A 24,266-nucleotide genomic window follows, 5' to 3' on the forward strand; every position below is an offset into this window, starting at 1 on the left:
GCCGCCCGTGGATGCCGGATCAGCGGCGCTGGCCGCCGCGCGTCATGGCCGCCAGGCGTTCCAGCAGGTGCACGTCCTGCTCGTTCTTGAGCAGCGCGCCGGCCATCAGCGGCACCGCGGTTGCCGTGTGCGCGTCGATCTGCGCGGCCGTGGCGTCTTCGGCCAGCAGCAGGCGCAGCCAGTCCAGCAGTTCCGAGGTGGACGGCTTTTTCTTCAGGCCGGGGGCGTCGCGCAGCGAGAAGAACGTGTCCAGCGCGGCGCCCAGCACGTCCTGCTTCAGGTCCGGGTAATGGACCGCCACGATGTCGCGCATCGTTTCGCGGTCCGGGAAGCGGATGTAGTGGAAGAAGCAGCGGCGCAGGAAAGCGTCGGGCAGGTCTTTTTCGTTGTTGGACGTGATGATGACCAGCGGACGGTGGCGCGCGGCGATGGTCTCGCGCGTTTCATAGACATGGAATTCCATGCGGTCCAGTTCGCGCAGCAGGTCGTTGGGGAATTCGATGTCGGCCTTGTCGATCTCGTCGATCAGCAGCACCACCGGTTCATGCGACTGGAATGCCTGCCACAGCGTGCCCTGCACGATGTAGTTGCGGATGTCGCGGACCTTTTCGTCGCCCAGCTGCGAGTCGCGCAGGCGCGACACCGCGTCGTATTCGTACAGGCCCTGGTGCGCCTTGGTCGTGGATTTGATGTGCCATTGCAGCAGCGGCCGGCCCAGCGCGCGGGCCACTTCTTCCGCCAGCATCGTCTTGCCGGTGCCGGGTTCGCCCTTGATCAGGAGCGGGCGCTGCAAGGTCAGCGCGGCATTGACGGCGAGCTTGAGGTCATCGGTGGCGACGTAGCTGTCGGTGCCATCGAAGCGGACTGGCTTGGCGGAAGAGGCGGTCTGGGCTGCGGGCATGGTCTGATGGCTTCTGTGGTTTGATGGGGATCAACACTAACGCAAGGTATTAATCCTGAGCAATTATCGTACAATCAGGCGGTTTTGCTTTGGGTTCCACCCGCAACGTGTTTGCCGAGGGCCTTTTCGTGTGAGCAGGCCCTAGTCCTTAGCCATACCAAGAAGAGTCATTCCAATGAAGTTGCGAACCTCTCTGAAGTACACGGTTTCCGTGTTGGCCACCATGGCATCCTGTGCGATCGCCGGCCAGGCTGTTGCTGCGGACGCAGCGCCGGTCGGTAATATCCAGAATGCCCGCGACAAGGTCTCCATGTGCATCGGTTGCCACGGCATCGAGGGCTACAAGGCGACATTTCCCGAGCTCTACCACGTCCCGATGATTGCCGGCCAGAACGCCAAATACATCGAAACCGCCCTCAACGAGTACAAAAAAGGCGCGCGCAGCCATCCCACGATGGATGCCATTGCAGGCAGCCTGTCCGACCAGGACATCGCCGACCTGGCCGCGTACTACTCGAATCTCAAATAAGGGGGCAAAACCATGAACCGCACCATGCTTGCCCTTGCGGGCGCGACCCTGGCCATTTCGGGCGCCGCTGCCCAGGCCCAGGACCTGGCGGCCGGCAAGGCCGTCTTCGACAAATTCAATTGCGCATCCTGCCATGGCGCAGACGCCAAGACGGCGGTGGATCCGGCCTATCCCACGCTGGCGGGACAGCATGCCGATTACCTGGCCCACGCCCTGAAAGCGTACAAGCGCGGCGCCTCCGGCAGCGCGGCCACGGCCAATGTGCGCAAGAACCCGATCATGGGCGCCTTCGCCACGCAGCTGTCCGACCAGGACATTTCCAACGTGTCGGCCTGGCTGGCATCGCTGCCCAGCGACCTGGGCGTGCGCCGCTAAACAGCCCGCCGCAAGCCGCGAGCATTGATGAAAACCCTCGGATTCGAGGGTTTTTCTTTCGGTCAGAGGCTGGCGCGCCGGCGGATCAGGTCGATGTAGGTATCGCTGTCCAGCGGCGTGCCCAGGCGTTGCGCTTCCCAGACCACCTGGCCCAGGCATTCCATGATTTCATGGGCGGCCTGGTGCGCGTCAGAACGGGCCGTCAGCTGCTGGTAAGCCTGGCGGATGCCGGGCGGATGGTCGATCGACAGCTGTTCGGCGATGGCCAGGTGCATCGACAGATGCAGGAAAGGATTGGTCCGGCCTTTTTCCACCGCGTATTCGGTCGTCATGGCGTCGGGGCTTTCGAGGTCGCCGTGGTATTCGGGGTGCTCGATGATCCAGTCCAGCGCAATGGCCTCCAGCGGGGTCAGCACCTCGTTGGCGCGGTGCTTGCGCCAGGTTTCGATAAAGAATTCGCGGACTTGGTCGCGGGAAGGATTGAACATCTGAAGGGGAGAAAAGCGGGCTGTGGTCTCATTATTTTACCGCCCCGTGCGGACCGCCGGCTCCGCCCGGCGCTTTGCGATATAGAATTGGTTGCTATCCGCCATCCGGTGTGCGGTTCGCTGGGGGCGGCACGGCCCGCGGAATCGGACGCTGTCCGATGCCGGGCGCGTGCAACAGCGCGTGCAGAAAAACCACCCGGAGCAAATGGAGCATTCATGTCCTACCAACATATCAAGGTTCCCGCCGGCGGCCAGAAGATCACGGTCAACGCCGATTTCTCGCTGAATGTGCCTGAACAGCCCATCGTTCCCTTCATCGAAGGCGACGGCACGGGCGCCGACATCACGCCCGTGATGATCAAGGTTGTCGACGCGGCGGTGCAGAAAGCCTATGGCGGCAAGCGCAAGATCCACTGGATGGAGGTCTATGCCGGCGAAAAGGCCACCAAGGTCTACGGTCCGGACGTGTGGCTGCCCGACGAAACCCTGGAAGTCGTCAAAGACTACGTGGTGTCCATCAAGGGCCCGCTGACCACGCCGGTCGGCGGCGGCATCCGTTCCCTGAACGTGGCGCTGCGCCAGCAGCTGGACCTGTACGTCTGCCTGCGCCCCGTGGCGTACTTCAAGGGCGTGCCGTCTCCGGTGCGCGAGCCCGAAAAGACCAACATGGTGATCTTCCGCGAGAACTCGGAAGACATCTACGCCGGCATCGAATACATGGCGGAAAGCGAGCAGGCCAAGGAACTGATCCAGTTCCTGCAGACCAAGCTCGGCGTCAAGAAGATCCGTTTCCCGAACACCTCGTCCATCGGCATCAAGCCCGTCTCGCGCGAAGGCACCGAGCGCCTGGTGCGCAAGGCTGCCCAGTACGTCATCGACAACGACCGCACGTCGCTGACCCTGGTGCACAAGGGCAACATCATGAAGTTCACGGAGGGCGGCTTCCGCGACTGGGGCTATGAACTCCTGCAGAAGGAATTCGGCGCCCAGCTGATCGACGGCGGCCCGTGGTGCAAGTTCAAGAACCCGAAGACCGGCCGCGAGGTCATCGTGAAGGACGTTATCGCCGACGCCTTCCTGCAGCAGATCCTGCTGCGTCCGGCCGAGTACGACGTCATCGCCACCCTGAACCTGAACGGCGACTACATCTCGGACGCGCTGGCCGCGCAAGTGGGCGGCATCGGCATCGCCCCGGGTGCGAACCTGTCGGATTCCGTGGCCATGTTCGAAGCCACCCACGGCACGGCGCCCAAGTACGCCGGCAAGGACTACGTGAACCCCGGTTCCGAAATCCTGTCCGCCGAAATGATGCTGCGCCACATGGGCTGGACCGAAGCCGCCGACCTGATCATCTCCAGCATGGAAAAATCCATCCTGTCCAAGAAGGTCACGTACGACTTCGCCCGCCTGCTCGAAGGCGCGACGCAGGTTTCGTGCTCGGGATTCGGCCAGGTGATGATCGAAAACATGTAAGCCGCGGCCAGGGCCCGCGCCGGAGGTGCTCCGGTTTGCGCCAGCCCTGATCCCGCATTTCCCGTAAACCCGCCCGCCGTCAAGGCGGGCGGGTTTTGTCTAACCAATCGGCATGATGCGCTTAGCGCGTGCTTTGTTCTTTTCAGGTTGAGTGTTGTGCCCCGACTGTATGTTTCTTTGGCCACCTGGCTGGTGCTCCTGGTGCCCGCGCTGGCGTTGACCAGCCCGGTGGGCGGTCCGGCTGTCCTGTATCTGACTGCGCTGATCGCGCTGGCCGCGCTGGCTGCAAACGCGGTAAAGCGCTACGAGCCGATGGATTTTCGCGCATTGTGGCCCATGGCCCTGGCTTTGCTGTTGCCACTGGCCTGTATGCTCGTCTCGTCCGTCGTGAAAGGCTTGTGGAGCAGTTCGGAACTGGAAAAGCTGCTGCGCTTCGCACTGGCGCTGCCAGTACTGTGGCTGCTGCTGCGCGCACCGCAGCGGTGGCTCAAGCATGTGCAATGGAGCATTCTGGCGGGCGCGCTGGCGGGCTCGGTGCTGATGATCATCACGATGGCCACGGTGGGACGCGGGGGGATGATCGACGTCGGCGGGCGCTACAACGCCGTGGCGTTCGCGAACATGGTGCTGCTGTTTGGCGGCATGACGCTGCTATCGCTCGGCTGGGGCGCCAGCACGCGCTGGCCCCGTGTGGAAACCGGCGTGAAGCTGTTGGCCGTCGCGCTGGCCATCTGCGCCACCTGGATGTCGGAGACCCGCAGCAGCTGGATGCTGCTGCCCATTCTGGGGGTGGTTTTCCTGCTGGGCCTGCGCAACTGGCGGCGTCGCCACAAGGTGTACTGCGCGCTGGCCGTCTGTGCCGTGCTGGTCGTCAGTGCGGCCGCCATCTGGACGTTCAGCAGCCGCATGCAGGAAATCTCGACCGACGTCCAGGGTTTCACCACGTCGTCCAACCGCGACACCTCCTTCGGCATCCGGCTGCAGCTGTGGCATGCGTCGATCCTGATGTTCGAAAAGAGCCCGGTCGTGGGCATCGGTCCCGGCAAGTTCCGCGAAGAGCTGCGCGAACTGCAGGGCAAGGGCATCGTGACGCAGGAAGTCGTGGACGGTTTCGGCGAACCCCACAACGATCTGCTGGCGGCTTTGTCCAGTTACGGGCTGCTGGGGCTTCTGGGCATTCTCACGCTCTATCTGCTGCCTGCCGCGATTTTCTTCCGGCGCCTGGCCAGCGACGACCGGGTCATACGCGTCGGCGCGCAGATGGGTCTGCTGTTCTGCCTGGGCTATTGCGCGTTCAGCCTGACCGAGATGATGTTCCGCAACATGCGCAGCGTGCCCACCTATTCGCTGATCGTGGTGACGCTGATCGCGCTGACCACCGTGCGCCCGCAGCGGGCATCCCGGCTGGCCGAATAGCGCGGGGCGGGCATCGGCCCGCGGTCCGGAACCGACAAACGCAAGGCGCGCCGCGCCTTGCGTTTTTTTATTGGGCTTGAGCTAGATCAAATTGACTACGCAACCTTGATGAAAACGATGTTTGAAATCCGTATGCTCATCGGCCGAAGTATGTAAATCGTCACACTCCGCAGTTTTTGGTTTCAGTTGCGGATGGCATGCAGAAGAGAGTCGATGAGTAATTCCAGCTTGCGTAGGGAACTGTTGTGGTTCGTGTTTGCCATTGGCGCGGCCGTGCTGGCTTTGGGCGCCTGGGATGCGTGGGAGCGGCGCGCGGAGATGGTGGCCGAACGCAAGATCGAGCTGCGCCACGTCCTGGACCTGGCCGCGGGCGTTGTGCGCAACGGCAAGCAGAGCGTGCAGGAGGGCGTGCCGCTGGCGGACGCCAAGCGCGATGTCGCGCGCCGGCTGGCGCAATTGCGCTATGGGGAGGATGGCTACGTCGGCGCGTTCGGCGATGACTATTCCCTGCTCGTGCATCCCGACGCCAGGCTGGTGGGATCGAACGTGCGGGCGGTCAAGGACAGCGAAGGGCAGCCCATCTTTGAAAACCTCTACGCCCAGGGCAAGGCGGGCGGGGGTTATGTCCAGTACCTGTTTCCGCGACCGGGCGCCGACGATGCGCTGCCCAAGATCAGCTACGCGGCCTACGAGCCGGAATGGGGCTGGCTGATGTTCACCGGCCTGTACGTGGACGATGTGGACGCGGCCTTCTATGGCACGCTGTGGCGGCAGGGCGGCGTGACGGTCGGGCTGCTGGTCCTGGTGCTTGCGGCCGCGCTGCGCTTTTTCCGCACGCACATCCTGCGTCCGCTGGACGAGGCGGTGGCCGTCTGCGAGCGCGTGGCCAATGGCGATCTTTCAAGCGACATTTCGCGCCATCACCGGGGCGAGATCGGCCGCCTGTTCGACGCGATGGCGCGGATGCAGGAACGGCTGCACGTGGCGCTGCGCGCCATCGTGCATTCGACCGGTTCGATCGCGGCCGCTTCGCGCCAGATCGCGGCGGGCAGCATGGATCTGTCGGACCGCACCGAAAAGCAGGCTGCCGCGCTGGAGCAGACGGCGGCAAGCGTGGAGGAAATCACGGCGACCGCCAGGCAAAGCGCCGAGCACGTGCACGAGGTCAGCACGCTGGCGGGCGAGGCGGCCAAGCTGGCGCGTCAGGGCAGCGACGAAACGCAGCACGCCATCGATGCCATGCGCGAGATCTCGCACAGCTCGCAGCGCATCGACGAAATCATCCGGCTGATCGACGAGATCGCGTTCCAGACCAATATCCTGGCGCTCAACGCGGCCGTGGAAGCGGCGCGGGCCGGCGAGCAGGGACGGGGATTCGCCGTCGTCGCGGGGGAAGTGCGGGCGCTGGCTCAGCGTTCGGCCACCGCCGCCAAAGAGATCAAGACGCTGATCGAGGCGTCGTCCGAATCGGTGGCGCGCGGCAGCCAGCGCGTGGAGCAGGCCAGCGCCACCATGGGCAGCGTGCTGGAGTCCGCCGCCGCCAGCGCGCCGCTGATGGGCGAGATCGCCACGGCGTCCAACGAGCAGAGCGCCGGCATCGAACAGATCAACCAGGCCGTGACGCACCTGGACAGCGTGACGCAGCAGAACGCGGCGCTGGTCGAAGAGTTCGCCGCCTCGGCGGCCAGCCTGCATGAACAGGCCGGCGACCTGGCGCGCGCGGTGTCCGTCTTCAGGCTGTCTGCAGCCGGCTAGCCGAACCCTGGACGAGGCTCATGGCCCGCTGCAGGCGCGATCCGAGTTCGCGGCTGGCGGGCATCATCGGCATGCGCAATTCGTCGGCAATCAATCCCTGCATGGCCAGGGCGCGCTTGATCGGCGCGGGATTGGGTTCGCTGAACAGCAGGCGGGCAAGTCCGCGCAGCGGTTCGAACGTCTCGCGGGCGGCCTCGAAGTGGCCGTCGCGCGCCAGTTGCATGACCTCGACATAGCGTTCGGGAAAGACGTGGGCCGCGGCCGGAATGGCGCCGCGGCCGCCCGCCAGGAAATGGTCCAGCAGCGCCAGGTCCTCGCCGCACAGCGCATCCAGCTTGCGGCGGGCGTTGAGCGTGGCGAGCACCGAAGGATTGCATTCCTTCACCGCGCCGAAGTTGGGCAGCGCGGCCAGCGCCTCCATGGTCTCGACCGTCATCGTCACCCCCGCGCGCTTGGGAATGTTGTAGAGGATGATGGGACGCTGGGTAGCCCAGGCGATCTGCCGGTAATGCCACAGGATGCCGGCTTGCGACGGACCCAGGTAATAGGGCGGCGGCACCAGGTAGCCGGCGGGCGCGTACTTGTCCAGGCGCCGCACCGCCGCGGCCACGCCCCGGGTATCGACGCCGCCCGCGCCGAACACCAGCGGCAGGGCGTGCGCGTCGCTGGAAATGGCTTCGATCATGTCGATCTTCTCGGGCATGCCGAGCAGGTTCCCTTCGCCGGTGGAGCCGAACAGGACCAGCCCGGCGATGCCGGCATTGCGGTAGTAGCGGGCCAGCGCCTGCGCGGCGTCAAGGTCCACGTAGCCGCCGCGCATCGGCGTCACCATGGGCAGCCATATGCCCTCGAAAACGGTCTTGGCGGACATGTCCATGGCTTACTGCACCGTGATGGGCGGGGCCGGGCGCACCGGACCGAATTCCGCCCGCGGCAGGCCGCGCATGACGGCATGCATCAGGGCGTCCACCTCGCCGGGTTCGCACTGCAGCTGCAGCGTGCTCTGCGCGTGCGCATGATCCACCGACAGCAGGTAGATGCCGATGCGCGAGCCCAGTTCGCGGTGCAGCGCGAGCCGCACGTTCAGGGCATCCAGCGTGTCTATCCTGACCGTCAGCGCGACCAGGCCGGATCGGACCCGGGGGGCGAGCGGAACAGGGGAATGGTCGGGCGTACGGTCCAGGCGGCGGTCCAGTCGGGGATTCATGGCGGGGGGCGGGACGGAGGCGCCGCTTGCGGCGATCCGTTGTCCGGTTGGTTGATGACGATTCCACTATAGGAATCGCGCCGTAAATCCTGCCGATAAATGCGGGCGGGGCGCGTAAAAATGGCGTCAACGCCCGCCTTGGCTCAGAACGTCTTGGTCAGGGACAGCAGGCCGGTGGCGCGGCCCATGTCGCGGCCGCGCGTATTCGTGTAGACGGCGCGGTCGGCATTGGTGTCCAGATAGGCCAGCGATACCGACAGGCCTTGGCCGAAGTCCTTGGTCAGGCCCAGCTTCCAGTCGGTATAGGAGCCATTGTCGACGTTGCGAACGGACTGGTGGCCGACATGGGCGTTGACGGTCAGTCCCCATACGCCGGTGTCGAAGTTGCCGGACAGGTCGAAATACTGGCTGTACTTGCTGTCGGCGAAACCGAACAGGTTGGTCATGGCGATCGAATACTTGAACATGACGGGGCCGTAGCCGATGCCGGCGTAGAGCTCGGTCGTGTCGGGGCTGGTGTAGCCCGAGGGATAGTCCCCCGGGTAGTAGTACTGCAGTACGCCCAGGTCCACCGGAACGCCGTCGGCGATGTCGCCCTTGTAGCCGCCGTAGAAATCCATCTCCACGGGGGCGGAAACCTCGCCGTTGGTGTCGTTCAGCCAGCTGATGCTGGAATTCCAGTTGCCCAGGTAGAAGCCGCTGGCATGGACGATGTCGAAGCCGCCCTGGATCGCGGGCTTGTTGTTGGTCTGCATCAGGCCGCGGTAGCGGTACTGGCTGGCCAGGGTGACGTTGGCGGTCAGGGAAAAGTCTGACGCGGCGGGCGTGGCCGCGGCAGGGGCGTCGGCCGCCTGGGCGGTGGCGGCAAGGGACAGCAGCGCGAGGGCGGCCAGGGTGTTGCGGGGCATGGAGTGCTCCTGTTGTTGGACGGGTCCGCAACAATAGGAGGATCGGCATAAAGCGCGAGACAAGACTCGCGCGGTCCGCGTAAAGGCGGCATCAATGCGGGCGCGCGGCGCCGCCGGGGCTGGGCGCGCTCAGCCCGCGAAGCGATAGCCCACGCCGATTTCGGTCAGCAGGTACACGGGCTGGGCCGGGTCCGCTTCAAGCTTCTGGCGCAGATGGCCCATGTAGATGCGCAGGTAATGGTTGCTTTCGACGTGCGACGGACCCCACACCTGGCGCAGGAGTTCGCGGTGCGTCATGACCTTGCCGCGATGGGCCAGCAATGCGGCGAGCAGCCGGTATTCCATGGCGGTCAGGTGCACATGCCGGCCGGCGCGTTCGACGACGCGCTTGGAGAAATCCACGCGCACGTCGCCGAACGCAATTTCAGACACGTTGCCCGCGCCGCCACGGCCATGGCGCCGCAGCAGCACGCGCAGGCGGGCCAGCAGCTCGCTCACGCCGAAGGGCTTGGCCAGGTAGTCGTCGGCCCCGGCGTCCAGCGCGGCCACCTTGTCGGCTTCGGCGCTGCGCGCCGACAGCACCAGCACCGGCACTTCGGTCCATCCGCGCAGTTCGCGGATCAGCGTCATGCCGTCGTCGTCGGGCAGGCCAAGGTCCAGGACGATCGCGTCGGGCTGCCGGGTGCCGGCCTCGATCAGGCCGCGCTTGACCGTGTCGGCCTCGTGCACCGTGCAGCCCTCGCTTTCCAGGGCCTGGCGGACGAACCGCCGGATGTTGGCGTCGTCTTCGATGATCAGGATGGCAGGCTGGAAGTCGAACATGAGGGAAGGGGCAATCAAGGGGTTTCGGGCTGGATGACGGGCGGGGCACCCAACGGCAGGCTGAAGACGAACTGCGCGCCGCTGGCTTGCCCGGGCGCATGCTCGACCCAGATGCGGCCATGGTGGGCGGCGATGATCGCCTCGCACACCGCCAGGCCCAGGCCCACGCCTGGCGTCGCGGATTCGCGTTCGCCGCGGGTGAATTTCTCGAAGATGCGGCGCTCGGCGCCGGGCGGCACGCCGGGGCCATTGTCGCTGACGGCCACGCGCATCTCGCCTTCATGCGTGGCGGCATGCACGCGCAGGGTGCTGCCGGCCGGGGTGTACTTGGCGGCGTTTTCAAGCAGGTTGCACAGCACGCGCTCGATCAGCACGCCATCGCATTCCACCAGCGGCAGGTCCGACAGGCTGGCGACTTCGACCCGGTGTTCCGCCAGGGCTTCGCGCATGGCGGCCAGCGCGGCGCCGACGAGTTCCTCGATGGACTGCCATTCCAGGCGCAACGGCGCGTCGCGGCTCTGCAGCCGCGCCATGTCCAGCAGGTTGGCGACCAGCGCGTGCATGCGCTGGGCCTGGTCGCGCATCGCGCGCACCGTGTCCTGCACGCCGGGCGGCAGCCTGGACTGATCGCGCATCAGGGTGTCGGTCATGCCCACCAGGCTGGTGAGCGGCGTGCGCAGGTCATGCGAGACCGCGGCAAGCAGGGAGTTGCGCAGCTTCTCAGATTCCATGCTGACCAGCGCCTGCTGCGCCACTTCCACGTAGTGCAAGCGTTCGAGCGCAATGGCGATCAGGGTGGCGTAGGCCTCGATCTGGCGGCGCGAGTCCGGATGCGAAAACAGGCTGCGGCGCGGCGCCGCGATCGCCAGCACGCCGCGCGTGCGCATGGGCGCCTTCAGCGGCAGGTACAGCAGGTCGCTGTTGGACAGGGTGGCGGTGCCCGCGCCGGCCGGCTGGCCGTGGTCATAGACCCACTGCGCCAGCGCGGATTCCAGCGGCGGCATGTCGCCGTCGGCGGGCGAGGCCAGCTTCAGGCGGTCGTCCAGGCCCAGGATATAAAGGGCGCAGCGCGAGCCGAAGGTTGCATGCACGAACGAGCCGGCCAGGGTCACGATCTGCTCCGGCAGCAGCGCGGACGACAATTCCCGCGCGAACTCGTAGAGGCTGCGCGCGTCGGCCTCGCGCTTGACGGAGGCCTGCGCCTGCAGGCGCAGGCCGGCGGTCAATTGGCCGATCAGCAGGCCGACGCCCAGCAGCACGCTGAAGGTCAGCAGGTACTGCACGTCCGACACCGCGAACGAGGACAGGGGCTGGACGAAGAAGAAGTCGAACAGCCCCACGCTGACGACGGAGGCCAGCGCGGCGGGGCCGCGGCCATGGCGCAGCGCCACGGCCACCACCGCCAGCAGGAAAAGCATGACGATGTTGGTCTGGTGCAGGGCCGGGAAGGCAAGCGCGGACAACCCGGTGGCCGCCGCGCAGTAGCACAGCGCCCAGGCATAGCCGACCCACGAGCGCCCATTGCGTTCTTCGGCGGCCTGGCGGGCGCGTTGTCCCAGCGTGAGCGGATCGCGTCCGGCCGCCGCGCGCGCGGGCAACGGCGGCGCGCCCAGCCGGATGATGTCGATTTCGGGGCAGCCCGCCGCCAGCATGTCGGCAAAGCTGCGGCGGCGCCAGAGCCAGCCGGGCGACATGCTGGCGGTCAGCAGCGCCGACAGCGACAGGCGCAGGCGCTGCAGGCCGCCTGCGCGGGTGCGGCCGACGATGGCCTTGGTGATGTTGTGGCGGCGCACGTAGCGCACCACGGCGTCGACCATGTCGCCCCCCGCCAGGGTTTCCGTGCGGGCGCCCAGCGCATCGGCCAGCGCCAGGCTGTGCTGCAGCCGTTCCTGTTCGGCGGCCGGCGGCGGGGCCGCGCGCGGCGCGTCGATGGTGACGACGTGCAGGTCGCAGTCCAGCTGCTGGCTGATGCGGTGGGCGCTGCGGATGACGTACTCGGCGTCGGCGTCGGGGCCAATGCAGGCGACGAGGGCTTCGCGCGTGCGCCAGACGGGTTCGATGGCGCGGTCGCGGCGATAGGCCTGGACGTCGTCGTCGACGTGGTCGGCGGTGCGCCGCAGCGCCAGTTCGCGCAGCGCGATCAGGTTGCCCTTGCGGAAGAAATTGCGCGTCGCGTGGCGCGCCTGTTCGGGCAGGTAGACCTTGCCTTCCTTCAGGCGGCGCAGCAGTTCGTCGGCGGACAGGTCGACCAGCATGACCTCGTCGGCCGCGTCGAAGACGTCGTCGGGCACGGTTTCCCAGACGCGCACGCCGGTGATGCTGCCGACGGCTTCGTTCAGGCTGTCCAGGTGCTGCACGTTCAGCGTGGTCCAGACGTCGATGCCCGCCGCCAGCAGTTCCTGGATGTCCTGCCAGCGCTTGGCATGGCGCGATCCCGGCGCGTTGGAGTGGGCCAGTTCGTCCACCAGCACCAGCCCCGGACGCCGCTGCAAGGCGCCGTCCAGGTCGAATTCCTTGAGCACATGGCCGCGGTACGAGACGTCCTTGAGCGGCAGGACGGGCAGCCCCTCGAGCAGCGTCGCGGTCTCGCGGCGCCCGTGCGTTTCGACGATGCCGGCCAGCACGTCCGTGCCCTGCGCGGCCTGCGCGCGCGCGGCCGCCAGCATGGCGTAGGTCTTGCCCACGCCGGCCGACGAACCGAAGTACACACGCAGCTTGCCGCGCACCGCCCGGCGTTCGGCATCGTCCAGGGTCTTCAATAGCGCGTCGGGATCGGGACGCTCGCCAGCAATGTCAGCCATGAACGCACAAAAAGAGGGTGGGAACCGCTGGCGATACTATACGCCGCGCCATCAACGCGCCTTGCCCAGCTTGTCCAGCGCCAGGTTCAGCTTGAGCACGTTGACCGCGGGCTCTCCCAGCACGCCCAGCCAGGGGCGGTCGGTGTTTGCCTGGATCAGCGCGTCCACCTGGTCGCGCGGCAGGTTGCGCGCGCGCGCCACGCGCCGCGCCTGGTAGGCCGCGGCGGCCGGGCTGATGTGGGGATCCAGCCCGCTGCCGGACGCCGTGACGAGGTCCGCCGGGACGGGAACCGGATTGTCGGGGTCGGCCGCCTTCAGCGCGGCGATGCGCGCCTGGATCGCCTCGGCCAGCGCCGGGTTGCGCGGACCGAGGTTCGAGCCGCCGGAGGCCGCGGCGTTGTAGGGCATGGGGGCGGTGGCCGACGGGCGGCCCCAGAAATACTGCGGCGACGAGAAGGACTGGCCGATCCATTCCGAGCCGACGATCTTGTCGTCCTGACTGATGAGCGACCCCGCGGCTTCATGCGGGAACACGGCGGCGGCAATGCCGCTGGTCAGGAACGGGTAGGCCAGGCCGGTCACCAGGGACAGCGCGACGAAGACGGTCAGGGCGGGGCGCAGGATGCCGCCTTGGCGCGGCGCGAGGGTAGCGGGTTTCATGAGGGTTTCCTTTCAGGGGGCGTATCGGTTCAGACCCAGCCGAGCGCGGCCAGCACCATGTCGACGAGCTTGATGCCGGCGAAGGGCACAAGCAGGCCGCCCAGGCCGTAGATCAGCAGATTGCGGCGCAGCAGCACCGAGGCGCCCAGGGGGCGGTAGCGCACGCCGCGCAGGGCCAGCGGGATCAGCACGACGATGATCAGCGCATTGAAGATCACGGCCGACAGGATGGCCGAGGCCGGTGTGGTCAGGCCCATGATGTTCAGCACGTCGAGCTGTGGATAGACCGTGGCGAAGGCGGCGGGAATGATGGCGAAATACTTGGCCACGTCGTTGGCCACGCTGAAGGTCGTCAGCGCGCCGCGGGTCATCAGCATCTGCTTGCCGATTTCGACGATTTCGATGAGCTTGGTCGGGTTGGAATCCAGGTCCACCATGTTGCCGGCTTCCTTGGCCGCCTGGGTGCCCGAGTTCATCGCCACGGCCACGTCAGCCTGCGCCAGCGCCGGCGCGTCGTTGGTGCCGTCGCCCGTCATCGCCACCAGCCGCCCTTGCGCCTGGTAGTCGCGGATGAGCTTGAGCTTGGCTTCCGGGGTGGCTTCGGCCAGGAAATCGTCGACGCCGGCCTCCGCGGCGATGGAGGCCGCGGTGAGCTTGTTGTCGCCCGTGATCATCACGGTCTTGATGCCCATGCGGCGCAGTTCCGCGAAGCGCGACTGGATGTCCGGCTTGACGATGTCCTTGAGCTCGACCACGCCCAGCGCGCGGTTGCCGTCGCTGACCATCAGCGGCGTGCTGCCGCGCCGTGCCACGTCTTCGGCCAGGCGCAGCGCCGCTTCGGGCACGGCGGCGTCCTGCGCGGCCAGCCAGGACTGGATGGCGTCGACCGCGCCCTTGCGGATCATGCGGTCGCCCAGGTTGACGCCGCTCATGCGCGTCTGGGCCGTGAATGGCACGAACTCGACCGCGGCCAGGCGCGCCGCCGGCGCGTGCAGCGCCTTGTCGGCCAGCGCCACGATGCTGCGGCCTTCCGGCGTCTCGTCGGCCAGCGACGCCAGGCGCGCGGCATCGGCCAGCTCACGCGCCGACACGCCGGGCGCGGGCAGGAAGGTGGACGCCTGGCGGTTGCCGAAGGTGATCGTGCCGGTCTTGTCCAGCAGCAGCACGTCGACGTCGCCGGCCGCTTCCACCGCGCGGCCCGAGGTCGCGATCACATTGGCGCTCATCATGCGGCTCATGCCCGCCACGCCGATGGCCGACAGCAGGCCGCCGATCGTGGTGGGAATCAGGCAGACCAGCAGCGCAACCAGCACCGTCACGGTGACGGCGGCGCCGCCGCCAGCGGCCGACACCGCGTAGATCGAGAGCGGCATCAGCGTGACGACGACCAGCAGGAAGACCACGGTCAGTCCCACCAGCAGGATGGTCAGCGCCAGCTCGTTGGGCGTCTTCTGGCGCTTGGCGCCTTCGACCATGGAAATCATGCGGTCCAGGAAGCTCTCGCCGGGATCGGCCGCGATGCGCACGAAGATCCAGTCCGACAGCACGCGCGTGCCGCCCGTGACCGACGAGAAGTCGCCGCCGGATTCACGGATGACGGGAGCGGACTCGCCCGTGATGGCGCTTTCGTCCACCGAGGCCACGCCGGCAAGGACCTGCCCGTCGCCAGGGATGGTGTCGCCCGCTTCGACCAGCACCACGTCGCCGCGGCGCAGCAGGCCGGATGGCTGTTTGACGGCTTTTGCGCGCCATTGCGCGGGTTGCGCGTCAGTGGCGTCCTCGTCGCGAAAGCCCTTGAGCAGCCGGGCGTCGATGGTGGTGCGCAAACCGCGCAGCGTCGCCGCCTGCTGCTTGCCCCGGCCCTCGGCGAGCGCCTCGGCAAAGTTGGCGAACAGCACGGTGAACCACAGCCACGCGGCGATGGCCAGGATGAAGCCCGCGGGGGCTTCAGCCTGGCCGCCCAGCGCCATGATCCACAACGCGGTGGTGAGGAGGCTGCCCACGTAGACCACGAACATCACGGGGTTCTTGATCTGCGCCGCAGGCGACAGCTTGCGCAGGCTGTCCAGCAGGGCGGGTCCGACCAGCGCGCTCGACCACATGCCGAAGGGGCGTTCGTGGGTGCCGGCCGAGGGGGCGCGGGCCGCGCCGCCGCCGGCGCCGGGTGTTGGCATTTCAATCTTGGCCATTTTCATTCCTAGCCTTTGCATCAGGGTTGCAGGTGTTCCGCGACCGGGCCCAGGGCCAGTGCGGGCACATATGTCAGGGCGCCTACGAGCAGCACGGCGCCGATCAGCAGCACGACAAAGAGGGGACCCGTCGTGGGCATGCTGCCGGGTCCGGCGGGAAGCCGGCGCTTGGCGGCCAGCGAACCGGCCATCGCCAGCACGGCGACGATCACGGCGAACCGGCCGAACCACATCGCGATGCCCAGCAGGACGTTGTAGAAGGGCGTGTTGGCCGACAGGCCGGCGAAGGCACTGCCGTTGTTGTTGGCGGCCGAGGACAGCGCGTAGAGGATCTCGGAGAAGCCGTGGATGCCGGGGTTCAGCACGCCGGCCTGGCCGGCGGACACGGACACCGCGAGCGCGGTGCCGCCCAGCACCAGCAGGGGCGTGGCAAGGATGATGATGGACACCATCTTCATGTCATGGGCCTCGATCTTCTTGCCCAGGTATTCCGGCGTGCGGCCGATCATCAGCCCGGCGATGAAGACGCCCAGGACCGCGAAGGCCAGCATGCCGTACAGGCCCGAGCCCACGCCGCCATACACGACTTCGCCCAGCTGCATCAGCAGCATCGGCGACAGGCCGCCCATCGCGGTCAGGGAATCGTGCATGCCATTGACCGCCCCGCACGACGCCGCCGTGGTGATCGTGGCGAACAGCGAGGTGGCGGCGATGCCGAAGCGGGTTTCCTTGCCCTCCATGTTGCCGCCCGGCGACGCGGCGCTGAAGGCGCTGTCGGCGCCGGCCTGCGCGGCCATGGGGTTGGGCTGCTGCTCGAACCAGGCGGTGGACAGAGCGAATACGGCAAACAGCACCGTCATCGCCGCCAGGATTGCGATGCCCTGGCGCCGGCTGCCGACCATCTCGCCGAACGAAAAGCACAGCGCGGCGGGGATGGCCAGGATGGCCAGCATCTGCAGGAAGTTGGACAGCGGCGTGGAGTTCTCGTACGGATGCGCGGAGTTGGCATTGAAGAAGCCGCCGCCGTTGGTGCCCAGCAGCTTGATCGCTTCCTGCGACGCCACCGGTCCCATGGCCAGGGTCTGCGTGTGCGCGACGGCGGGGTCCGTCACGGCCTGGCCGGCGGCGTCAAGGACCGGCTGGCCCTGGGCGTCCAGGCGCGGCTGGTCGTAATGCACGGCCTCGACCGTCTGGACCTCCTGGTAGGGGCTGAAGTTCTGGATCACGCCCTGGCTGACGAGCGCCAGCGCCAGCACCAGGGACAACGGCAGCAGCACGTAGAGCGTGCAGCGGACCATGTCGGTCCAGAAGTTGCCCACCGTGGCCGAGCAATGCCTGGCCAGCCCGCGGATCAGCGCGAACAGCACGGCGATGCCGGTGGCGGCCGAGACGAAGTTCTGCACCGTCAGCGCCAGCATCTGCGTCAGGTAGCTCATCGTGGACTCGCCGCCATAGCCTTGCCAGTTGGTATTGGCGACAAAGCTGATGGCGGTGTTCAGCGCGGAATCCGGCGACACGGCGCCCATGCCGGCGGGATTGAGCGGCAGCATGCCCTGGACGCGCTGCAGCGCGTAGACGGCGGCGATGCCGATGATATTGAAGGCCAGCACGGCCAGGGCATAGCGCTTCCAGCCCATCTCGGCTTGCGGATCTATCCCCGCCAGCCGGTAGATGCCGCGCTCCAGCGGACGGCCCCAGGCGGTCAGCCTGGAGCTGCCGTTTTCCATGGCGTTGCGGATGTAGCGCCCGAGCAGGGGCGCGATCGCGAGCAGGACTGCCAGGTACAGGACCAGCAGTCCGACGAATTCGGCGGTCATCAGAATTTCTCCGGTTTGAACAGCGCGACCAGCAGGTACACGAACAGCAGGGCGGCCGTCAGGCCGCTGAGCCAGTAGAGCCAGTTCATGACGGCTCTCCCGACGACAAGGCTTCGCAGAATCGCAGCAGGGCGTAAGTCAGCCCCGCCATGACGGCGAAGATCGCGATATAGATGGCATCCACGTTTTTCCTCCCCGGGAGCACGGCTCCCTTCGAACGGCTTGCCCGCGCGGCGAATACGGATGCGATGCGCGCGGGCGAAGCGACCAATCAGGACATCGGCAGGTTACGGAGCGGGGGGTAAAAACGGGGTATAGCTTGGGAGGCGGGGTGTAAACAGGATATAAAGACGGCCCGCGCGCGTGGCATTGCGTGCCCGGATTCGGGCATGCGCGGGCAAGCCGGCGTGCACCGGGTTCGCCATCCTGCATGCTCACTAACTGAGCAGTCCTCAAGATTTAGGGCAAATGCCGGCTTGCGGAGGGTAAAAAATCCCAATATTTAGAACTAAGAGCCCGAAATGCACTTATATGGTGCAGGGAATATGTAAATGAATGCTCCGTCTTAGGGCATTCCCCTAGTGTGACATTCCCGCATCTGGTGCAGAATCTCTTCCCATGCAGGTGAGGAGACAAAGCCCTGCATGGGCAAATACCGGCGGCACCGGTACATAAAAAAAGTAAAGCAGTACTCAAAAAAAGCAAACGCACAACGGCTGGCACCAGGTAGTGCCAGCCGTTGTCGCATAAAAAGCCGGCATTTCACGCTTCAGGGCTTTTCAAGCGCTGCGTTTAGCGATAATCAGATGGGGTCCTGCTCATCCAAGCTATGCCGCAATCGCGCCTTACACCCTCCCGCTCATCCACGCCCTATTGGCGCCGCAACCTGCGGCTGATCCTGCTGCTGCTTGCCGTCTGGGCGGCGCTGACGTTCGTCCCGTCCTTCTTTGCGCGCAGCCTGAGCTTCGACTTCATCGGCTGGCCTTTTGCCTTCTGGATGGCCGCCTACGGCGCCCCGCTGGCCTACCTGATCATCATCGCCGTCTACGCCCGGGTCATGAATCGCGCCGATGAGCGCGCCGAAGAAGCCGGAGAGCAGCGCTGATGCCGTTTTTCAGCGGAGACACTCCCCAGCAGTTCCGCATCCGCCTGCGGCGCATTTATGTGCTGTACACGGCCGGCTTCGCGCTGATGATCCTGCTGATGGCCCTGGCCGAGATCCTCGGCATGCCGCGCAACTGGATCGGCTACGTTTTCCTGCTGGTCACGGTCAGCCTGTACGCCGGCATCGGCATCGTCTGCCGCACGTCCGACCAGGTGGAATACTACGTCGCGGGCCGCCGGGTGCCGGCCATCTACAACGGCATGGCCACGGCCGCCGACTGGATGTCGGTGGCGTCGTTCATCGGCGTGGCCGGCACGCTGTACCTGACCGGCTACGGCGGGCTGGCGTACATCATGGGCTGGACCGGCGGCTACGTGCTGGTGGCGATGCTGCTGGCCCCCTATCTGCGGCGGTTCGGCCAATACACCATCCCCGATTTCATGGGGGCGCGCTACGGCGGCAACCTGCCGCGCCTGGCCGGAGTGGCCTGCGCCATCCTCTGTTCATTCACCTACCTGGTCGCCCAGATCTACGGCGTGGGCATCATCACCACGCGCATGACGGGCATTTCGTTCGAACTGGGCATCTTCGTGGCATTGGGCGGCATGCTGGTCTGCTCGTTCCTGGGCGGCATGCGGGCGGTCACGTGGACGCAGGTCGGGCAGTACATCATCCTGGTCATCGCCTACCTGGTGCCGGTGATCTGGCTGTCGGTCAAGCACACCAACATGCCGCTGCCGCAGCTGTCGGGCGGAGCGGTGCTGCAGCAGGTGACCGAAAAAGAGGTCTACCTGCAGAACGATCCGTCCGAGATCGAGGTGCGCCGCATCTGGCAGCAGCGCGCCGATGAAATGTCGCGCCGCCTGGAAACCCTGCCCGAGTCCTGGACCCTGGAAAAGGACAAGCTGCGCAGCCGGCTGGCCCAGCTGAACGCCAGCGACGCGCCCATGGTCGAGATCCGCTCCGCCGAACGCGAGCTGGCGTCTTATCCGGCCACGGTCGAGGACGCGCGCGGCGCCTGGTCGCAGGCCCGGGCGACCTTCGAGGCGCGCGCCGCGCCGCCCACCCCGCACGCGGAACCTTTTCCCGCCAAGGATCCCGAAGAGCGGCGCAATATGCGCATCAACTTCCTGGCGCTGGTGCTGTGCCTGATGCTGGGAACCGCCGGCATGCCGCATATCCTGATGCGGTCATACACCACGCCGTCGGTCGTCGAGGCGCGCAAATCGGTGTGCTGGTCTCTGCTGTTCATCCTGCTGCTGTATTTCATGGCGCCGGCCCTGGCGTTGCTGGTGAAGTTCGAGATCTACACGCAGGTGGTCGGGTCGAATTTCCTCAGCCTGCCCAACTGGGTGCATGCCTGGAGCGCGGTGGACATCAATCTGCTGGACGTGACCGACATCAACCGCGACGGCGTGGTGCAGCTCAGCGAGATCAACATGGGGGCGGACGTGGTGGTGCTGGCCATGCCCGAGATCGGCGGACTTCCCTATGTGATTTCGGGCCTGGTGGCGGCCGGCGGGCTGGCCGCGGCCCTGTCGACGGCCGACGGCCTGCTGCTGACCCTGTCCAACTCCCTGTCGCACGACATGTGGTACCGGGTGGTGTCGCCGCGCATGTCGGCCGCGCGCCGGGTGATGGTGTCCAAGATCCTGCTGCTGGTGGTGGCCTTCGGGGCGGCCTGGGTGGCGGCGCGCAAACCGGCCGACATCCTGTTCATGGTGTCGGCGGCGTTCTCGTTCGCCGCCTCGTCGTTCTTTCCGGCGCTGGTCATGGGCGTGTTCTGGCGGCGAGCCAACAAATGGGGCGCGACGCTGGGCATGGCGGCCGGCCTGGCGGTGACGTTCGCCTACATGACGCACACGCATCCCTGGCTGCGGGAATCGGTGCTCGGCATATCGCGCACGCAGCCGGTGGACCTGTGGTGGGGCATCCAGCCCATCGCGGCAGGCGTGTTCGGCGCGCCGGTGGCGTTCCTGACGATCGTGGTGGTGTCCCTGCTGACGCCGCCGCCGGACCGCGCCACGCTGGCGCTGGTGGACTATCTGCGCAATCCCGACGCGCGCAACCCGCAGGCAGAAAACGCCTAGGCGCCGATGCCTAGGGGGCAGGGCAGGCGTTGGGGCTGCGGTTGGCCGGATCCGCGCAGGCGTCCCAGGCGGCGTCGGGCATCGCCTGCAGCAGCGTAAAGACCTGTCCCGGCGCCCATAGCCACTGCACGCCGCCGGGCTTGCCGCCCGCCGCAGTCCAGACACGCCTGCGCTGGTCGGTGGTCAGGTGGAACTGTCCGTCGCCGCTGTTGCCCTTTGCAAGCACCGATGCCGGGTCGCGCTTTGCGTCATAGACGTCGCCGCCGTCTCGCGTTTGCACGATGGTCCAGTCGTAGTGATAAGAGTCCAGCACGGGCGGCTTCCAGCCGGGGCCGGGCAGCACGAGCACGGGGTGGTCGCCCGGCACGCTTCGGTACGGCAGCGCCGCCTGCATGCCGTCAGCGTCGTCGCGCAGCGGCCGCAGGTAGCGTTGCGCGGGCTCGCCCCGACTGTCGTGGACAACGACCTCGACCGCCTGTTGGCGCTCTTGCGCATACCGGATGGTCCGCAGCAGCCGGCCCGCGGCGTTGTGCACGTAGCGGGCCTGGGGCCGGGCTGCGGCGTCGCAGGCGCCGGCGGCCAGTTCGGCCAGCCATCCTTGTCCGTCGTACCGCAGGCAGTGCCGATCCGCAGGATTCGGCCTGCCGTTCCAGGCGCGCGATCGCTGCTCGTAGCCGGTCAGCCTGCCGGCATCGTCGTAATGGAAGCGCGTCTCCGCCTCGGGCGGCGGCAGGGCGGCGCCGGGCGATGCCCGCGCTGCGTCCACGGCGTCGGGGCTGTACTGCGCTATGCCGCAAAGATGCCGGACCCCGTCAGCGCCGCGCTCGAAACGCAGCAGGGTCACGCCGATGCGTGCGCCGGGCGCTGCCGCGTACACGGACCAGTCCACGCGCTCGGCCCAGATCAAGGGGACCGCGCGCGGGCCCGATTCCACCTCCACGCGGGGCAGCCAGGTCCTGATCCGGGACCCGTCCTTGCCCAGCAGGGTATTCGTTTCGTCCAGCCGGACGTCGGCCACCAGCGTCTGGCGTTCGCCCGTGGCCGCCAGGGGCTGGCATAGCGCGAACGCAAGCCCGGGAAGCGCCGACAGGGCTGCCGACGCAAGCAGGCGCAGGATGGCGTCAGTTCGCGGCATTGTGCAGCCAGGCGACCAGGCCCCAGAGTTCGGCGCTGACGCCGCCCAGGCGCAGGGAGCCATCGCGCGATTCCATCAGCAGGAAGGGATAGGCCTTGCGTTCCAGCGTGCCTGCGGGCGGAAGCCGATAGGGAGTGAAGTGCTCGGGAGACAGCAGATAGGAGTTGGCCATGTCGCCCACGTCCACGTGCAGGTACCAGACGGTCAGGTCCGGCCCCTTCAGCGCGGCATCGGTTTCGGGATAGACGCCGCCCTGGCCGGCCGGGATGCCGCTATTCAGCACCCCCATGAAAACCGGACGCGGGCCGTACTGCGGAAGATAGGTTCCATCGGCGCCCCGCCGCGCGAAGGTGCCGCGGATGAAGCCGGCCGCGCGCGAGCCGGGCACGACGGTGCGTTCGAACATGGCGTCGAGCTGCGCGTCGCTGAGCGGGCCGCGGGTGTCGGCCAGCCTGTCCATATCCCGCGTGAAATCCTGCAGCCAGGCGCGGTAGCGCCGGAGCTCCGCCGCGCGGTCGAAGTCCTGGGCCAGGGCGCTGCCCGCCAGCAGCCATCCCAGGCACAGGGCCGCGAACCAGCGGCGCAGGATGCGCCGCGCGAGGACAGCGGGCGGCGACTTCAATGCGAGACGGATTCCGAGAACACGTTCATCACCACCACGCCGGCGATGATGAGGCCGATGCCGATGAGCGCCGGCGTGTCCAGGTGCTGCTTGAACAGCACCGCGCCCACGATGGAGATCAGCACGATGCCGACGCCGGACCAGATCGCATAGGCGATGCCGACGGGGATCTCGCGCAGGGTCAGCGACAGGAAATAGAACGAAATCAGGTAGCCGAACACGGTGACGATGGACGGCACCAGGCGGGTGAACCCCTCGGAGCCCTTCAGCGCGCTGGTGGCGAAGATCTCGGCGATGATCGCCACGCCCAGGTATAGCCATTTCATTTGCGCGATCCTTCGGATTGCCGCAGCAGCACCAGCAGGGCGCCCGCGCCGCCTTCGCGCTCCGGCGCCTCGGAAAACGCCATCACGTCCGCCTTCTGGACCAGCCACGTGCGCGCCTTGTCCTTGAGCACCGGCTCCAGGCCCTGCGAGTTGTAACCCTTGCCATGCACGATGCGCACGCAGCGGATGCCGTGCTCCTGGCATTCGTCCAGGAACGACAGCAAGGCGTGGCGGGCCTGTTCGACGCGCAGGCCGTGCAGGTCGAGTTCCGCGCCGGCGCGCCATTGGCCGCGGCGCAGGTTGCGCGCGGTGTCGGGCGCGGCGTCGCTGCGCACGAAGGCGGTGCCGCCTTCGGACAGCAGGTGCGTGATTTCGCCGCCGTCCGAGACGCCGGCATCGGCGCGGGTGGGCGTTTCGCCCAGGGCGTTGGCGCGGCGCAGCGCGGGCGCGGGTTCCGCAACCGGCTTGTGCTCGACGCGGGCATCATGCTTGAGCGGCGTGACCGACTTCATCGTGCGCTGGAACGCCGCCATGTCGTCCATGGGGGCGGACTCGGGCTTTTTCTTCTGCAGCGCCGCCCGCTGCTGGGCAAGGGCGGCGCGCTCGCGTTCGGCCTGCAGGTCTTTCTTCAGGCGTTTCAGGTCGGCCAGGCCGACCTTACTGCCCCGCATTCTCCAGCCACCGCTGTGCGTCCAGGGCGGCCATGCAGCCCGTGCCGGCGCTGGTGATGGCCTGGCGATAGACGTGGTCCTGCACGTCGCCGGCGGCGAACACGCCGGGCACGGAGGTCATGGTGGCCATGCCGGACAGGCCGCTCTTGGTGACGATGTAACCGTCCTTCATTTCGAGCTGGCCCTGGAAGATTTCCGTGTTGGGCTGGTGGCCGATGGCGATGAACGCGCCGGTAACGGCCATGTCTTCGGTGGCGCCGGTGTCCACGTGGCGTACGCGCACGCCTGTAACACCGCTGTCGTCGCCCAGGACTTCTTCCAGCGTGTGGAACAGCTTCAGTTCCATGTTGCCGGTCTCGACCTTGCTCATGAGCTTGTCGACCAGGATGGGCTCGGCGCGGAACTTGTCGCGGCGGTGGATCAGGGTGACCTTGCGGCAGATATTGGACAGGTACAGCGCTTCTTCGACGGCCGTATTGCCGCCGCCGACCACCACCACGTCCTGGTTGCGGTAGAAGAAACCGTCGCAGGTGGCGCAGCCGGACACGCCGCGGCCCATGAAGGACTGCTCGGACGGCAGGCCCAGGTACTTGGCCGAGGCGCCGGTCGCGATGATCAGGGCGTCGCAGGTGTAGATCTTGCCGGTGTCGCCGGTGAGGGTGAACGGGCGCTTGGAGAGGTCGACCTTGGCGATGTGGTCGAACAGCATTTCGGTGTTGAAGCGTTCGGCGTGCTTCTGGAACCGCTGCATCAGGTCCGGGCCCTGCACGCCATCCGCGTCCGCCGGCCAATTGTCGACATCCGTGGTGGTCATGAGCTGGCCGCCTTGGGCCAGACCTGTAACAAGAACAGGGTTCAGATTGGCGCGTGCCGCATAGACGGCCGCCGTGTAACCGGCGGGGCCGGAACCGAGTATCAAAACTTTAGCGTGCGTAGGCGTGGACATGGGCGGGTATCTTTAGGTTAACGCCCAATT

Annotated in this window: 23 protein-coding genes; 7 read left to right on the forward strand and 16 right to left on the reverse strand. The window is 66.9% G+C overall.

Going from position 1 to position 24,266, the window contains the following annotated elements; translation table 11 throughout:
- Positions 1 to 19: 19 nt before the first annotated feature.
- Positions 20 to 901, reverse strand: a complete 882-nt coding sequence (locus ABE485_RS02990) for an AAA family ATPase (RefSeq protein ID WP_346513332.1) — start codon at positions 899 to 901, stop codon at positions 20 to 22.
- A gap of 175 nt (positions 902 to 1,076) precedes the next feature.
- On the opposite strand from ABE485_RS02990, the gene ABE485_RS02995 reads away from it, so the two are divergent.
- Both ABE485_RS02995 and ABE485_RS03000 read left to right on the forward strand, forming a co-directional pair.
- Complete coding sequence (locus ABE485_RS02995; RefSeq protein WP_346513333.1) at positions 1,077 to 1,430, forward strand: c-type cytochrome; 354 nt, start codon at positions 1,077 to 1,079, stop codon at positions 1,428 to 1,430.
- Positions 1,431 to 1,442: 12 nt separating this feature from the next.
- Positions 1,443 to 1,805, forward strand: a complete 363-nt coding sequence (locus tag ABE485_RS03000) for a c-type cytochrome (RefSeq protein WP_043517395.1) — start codon at positions 1,443 to 1,445, stop codon at positions 1,803 to 1,805.
- Between the two features lie 62 nt (positions 1,806 to 1,867).
- On the opposite strand, the gene ABE485_RS03005 is transcribed toward ABE485_RS03000, so the two are convergent.
- On the reverse strand, positions 1,868 to 2,293 hold the full coding sequence (locus ABE485_RS03005) for a DUF1841 family protein (protein WP_346513335.1): 426 nt from the start codon (positions 2,291 to 2,293) through the stop codon (positions 1,868 to 1,870).
- Positions 2,294 to 2,509: 216 nt separating this feature from the next.
- Here ABE485_RS03005 and icd point away from each other — a divergent pair, with 216 nt between their 5' ends.
- The 3 genes from icd to ABE485_RS03020 all read left to right on the forward strand — a co-directional run bounded on the left by icd (position 2,510) and on the right by ABE485_RS03020 (position 6,937).
- Positions 2,510 to 3,766 (forward strand): NADP-dependent isocitrate dehydrogenase, encoded by a 1,257-nt coding sequence (gene icd / locus ABE485_RS03010; protein WP_008158821.1) that lies wholly within the window; start codon positions 2,510 to 2,512, stop codon positions 3,764 to 3,766.
- A 156-nt stretch (positions 3,767 to 3,922) separates the two neighbouring features.
- Positions 3,923 to 5,182 carry an O-antigen ligase family protein gene (locus ABE485_RS03015; protein ID WP_430795383.1) on the forward strand — a complete coding sequence of 420 codons (1,260 nt, stop codon included), beginning with the start codon at positions 3,923 to 3,925 and terminating at the stop codon, positions 5,180 to 5,182.
- Between the two features lie 213 nt (positions 5,183 to 5,395).
- Positions 5,396 to 6,937: a methyl-accepting chemotaxis protein gene (locus ABE485_RS03020; RefSeq protein ID WP_346513336.1), complete on the forward strand. Its 1,542-nt coding sequence runs from the start codon at positions 5,396 to 5,398 to the stop codon at positions 6,935 to 6,937.
- Here the strand turns inward: ABE485_RS03020 and ABE485_RS03025 are convergent.
- The 9 genes from ABE485_RS03025 to kdpF form a co-directional block, all read right to left on the reverse strand.
- The gene (locus ABE485_RS03025) at positions 6,915 to 7,814 is read right to left on the reverse strand and encodes a 4-hydroxy-tetrahydrodipicolinate synthase family protein (protein ID WP_346513338.1); all 900 of its coding nucleotides are present in this window, start codon (positions 7,812 to 7,814) and stop codon (positions 6,915 to 6,917) included. The two genes, ABE485_RS03020 and ABE485_RS03025, sit on opposite strands and share 23 nt — an antisense overlap.
- Before the next feature lie 3 nt (positions 7,815 to 7,817).
- Positions 7,818 to 8,144: a hypothetical protein gene (locus tag ABE485_RS03030; RefSeq protein WP_346513339.1), complete on the reverse strand. Its 327-nt coding sequence runs from the start codon at positions 8,142 to 8,144 to the stop codon at positions 7,818 to 7,820.
- A gap of 143 nt (positions 8,145 to 8,287) precedes the next feature.
- A complete protein-coding gene (locus ABE485_RS03035; RefSeq protein ID WP_346513341.1) occupies positions 8,288 to 9,052 on the reverse strand; it encodes a TorF family putative porin in 765 nt (254 codons plus the stop codon).
- 129 nt (positions 9,053 to 9,181) lie between these two features.
- A complete protein-coding gene (kdpE, locus tag ABE485_RS03040) occupies positions 9,182 to 9,874 on the reverse strand; it encodes a two-component system response regulator KdpE (RefSeq protein ID WP_346513654.1) in 693 nt (230 codons plus the stop codon).
- A gap of 14 nt (positions 9,875 to 9,888) precedes the next feature.
- Entirely contained in the window at positions 9,889 to 12,675 is a 2,787-nt protein-coding gene (locus ABE485_RS03045) for a sensor histidine kinase KdpD (RefSeq protein ID WP_346513342.1), read from the reverse strand.
- A gap of 51 nt (positions 12,676 to 12,726) precedes the next feature.
- Entirely contained in the window at positions 12,727 to 13,335 is a 609-nt protein-coding gene (gene kdpC, locus ABE485_RS03050) for a potassium-transporting ATPase subunit KdpC (RefSeq protein ID WP_346513344.1), read from the reverse strand.
- A gap of 29 nt (positions 13,336 to 13,364) precedes the next feature.
- Positions 13,365 to 15,524: a potassium-transporting ATPase subunit KdpB gene (gene kdpB, locus ABE485_RS03055; protein WP_346513346.1), complete on the reverse strand. Its 2,160-nt coding sequence runs from the start codon at positions 15,522 to 15,524 to the stop codon at positions 13,365 to 13,367.
- A 20-nt stretch (positions 15,525 to 15,544) separates the two neighbouring features.
- Complete coding sequence (gene kdpA / locus ABE485_RS03060; protein ID WP_346513348.1) at positions 15,545 to 17,341, reverse strand: potassium-transporting ATPase subunit KdpA; 1,797 nt, start codon at positions 17,339 to 17,341, stop codon at positions 15,545 to 15,547.
- Positions 17,341 to 17,430 (reverse strand): K(+)-transporting ATPase subunit F, encoded by a 90-nt coding sequence (kdpF, locus tag ABE485_RS03065; RefSeq protein ID WP_013391886.1) that lies wholly within the window; start codon positions 17,428 to 17,430, stop codon positions 17,341 to 17,343. Before kdpF ends, kdpA begins: the two co-directional genes overlap by 1 nt.
- A 740-nt stretch (positions 17,431 to 18,170) precedes the next feature.
- Between kdpF and ABE485_RS03070 the strand changes: the two genes are divergently transcribed.
- Together ABE485_RS03070 and ABE485_RS03075 are read left to right on the forward strand one after the other, a co-directional pair.
- Positions 18,171 to 18,446 carry a DUF4212 domain-containing protein gene (locus ABE485_RS03070; RefSeq protein ID WP_346513350.1) on the forward strand — a complete coding sequence of 92 codons (276 nt, stop codon included), beginning with the start codon at positions 18,171 to 18,173 and terminating at the stop codon, positions 18,444 to 18,446.
- Positions 18,446 to 20,536 carry a sodium:solute symporter family protein gene (locus ABE485_RS03075; RefSeq protein WP_346513351.1) on the forward strand — a complete coding sequence of 697 codons (2,091 nt, stop codon included), beginning with the start codon at positions 18,446 to 18,448 and terminating at the stop codon, positions 20,534 to 20,536. The genes ABE485_RS03070 and ABE485_RS03075 overlap by 1 nt, the downstream gene beginning before the upstream one ends.
- A gap of 10 nt (positions 20,537 to 20,546) precedes the next feature.
- Here ABE485_RS03075 and ABE485_RS03080 read toward each other — a convergent pair whose 3' ends face one another.
- Genes ABE485_RS03080 through trxB form a run of 5 tightly spaced genes read right to left on the reverse strand, consistent with a single transcriptional unit; the run spans position 20,547 to position 24,236 of the window.
- On the reverse strand, positions 20,547 to 21,671 hold the full coding sequence (locus ABE485_RS03080) for a hypothetical protein (RefSeq protein WP_346513353.1): 1,125 nt from the start codon (positions 21,669 to 21,671) through the stop codon (positions 20,547 to 20,549).
- Positions 21,658 to 22,293: a hypothetical protein gene (locus tag ABE485_RS03085; RefSeq protein WP_346513355.1), complete on the reverse strand. Its 636-nt coding sequence runs from the start codon at positions 22,291 to 22,293 to the stop codon at positions 21,658 to 21,660. The genes ABE485_RS03080 and ABE485_RS03085 overlap by 14 nt, the downstream gene beginning before the upstream one ends.
- Positions 22,290 to 22,619 carry a DMT family transporter gene (locus ABE485_RS03090; protein WP_346513357.1) on the reverse strand — a complete coding sequence of 110 codons (330 nt, stop codon included), beginning with the start codon at positions 22,617 to 22,619 and terminating at the stop codon, positions 22,290 to 22,292. Before ABE485_RS03090 ends, ABE485_RS03085 begins: the two co-directional genes overlap by 4 nt.
- Positions 22,616 to 23,290 (reverse strand): Smr/MutS family protein, encoded by a 675-nt coding sequence (locus tag ABE485_RS03095; protein WP_346513358.1) that lies wholly within the window; start codon positions 23,288 to 23,290, stop codon positions 22,616 to 22,618. The genes ABE485_RS03090 and ABE485_RS03095 overlap by 4 nt, the downstream gene beginning before the upstream one ends.
- Positions 23,277 to 24,236, reverse strand: coding sequence for a thioredoxin-disulfide reductase (trxB, locus tag ABE485_RS03100; protein WP_008158848.1), 960 nt, complete (start codon positions 24,234 to 24,236; stop codon positions 23,277 to 23,279). The genes ABE485_RS03095 and trxB overlap by 14 nt, the downstream gene beginning before the upstream one ends.
- Positions 24,237 to 24,266: the final 30 nt, after the last annotated feature.

Origin of the sequence: Achromobacter spanius (assembly GCF_039673305.1) — a bacterium.
Taxonomy (GTDB): domain Bacteria; phylum Pseudomonadota; class Gammaproteobacteria; order Burkholderiales; family Burkholderiaceae_B; genus Achromobacter; species Achromobacter spanius_F.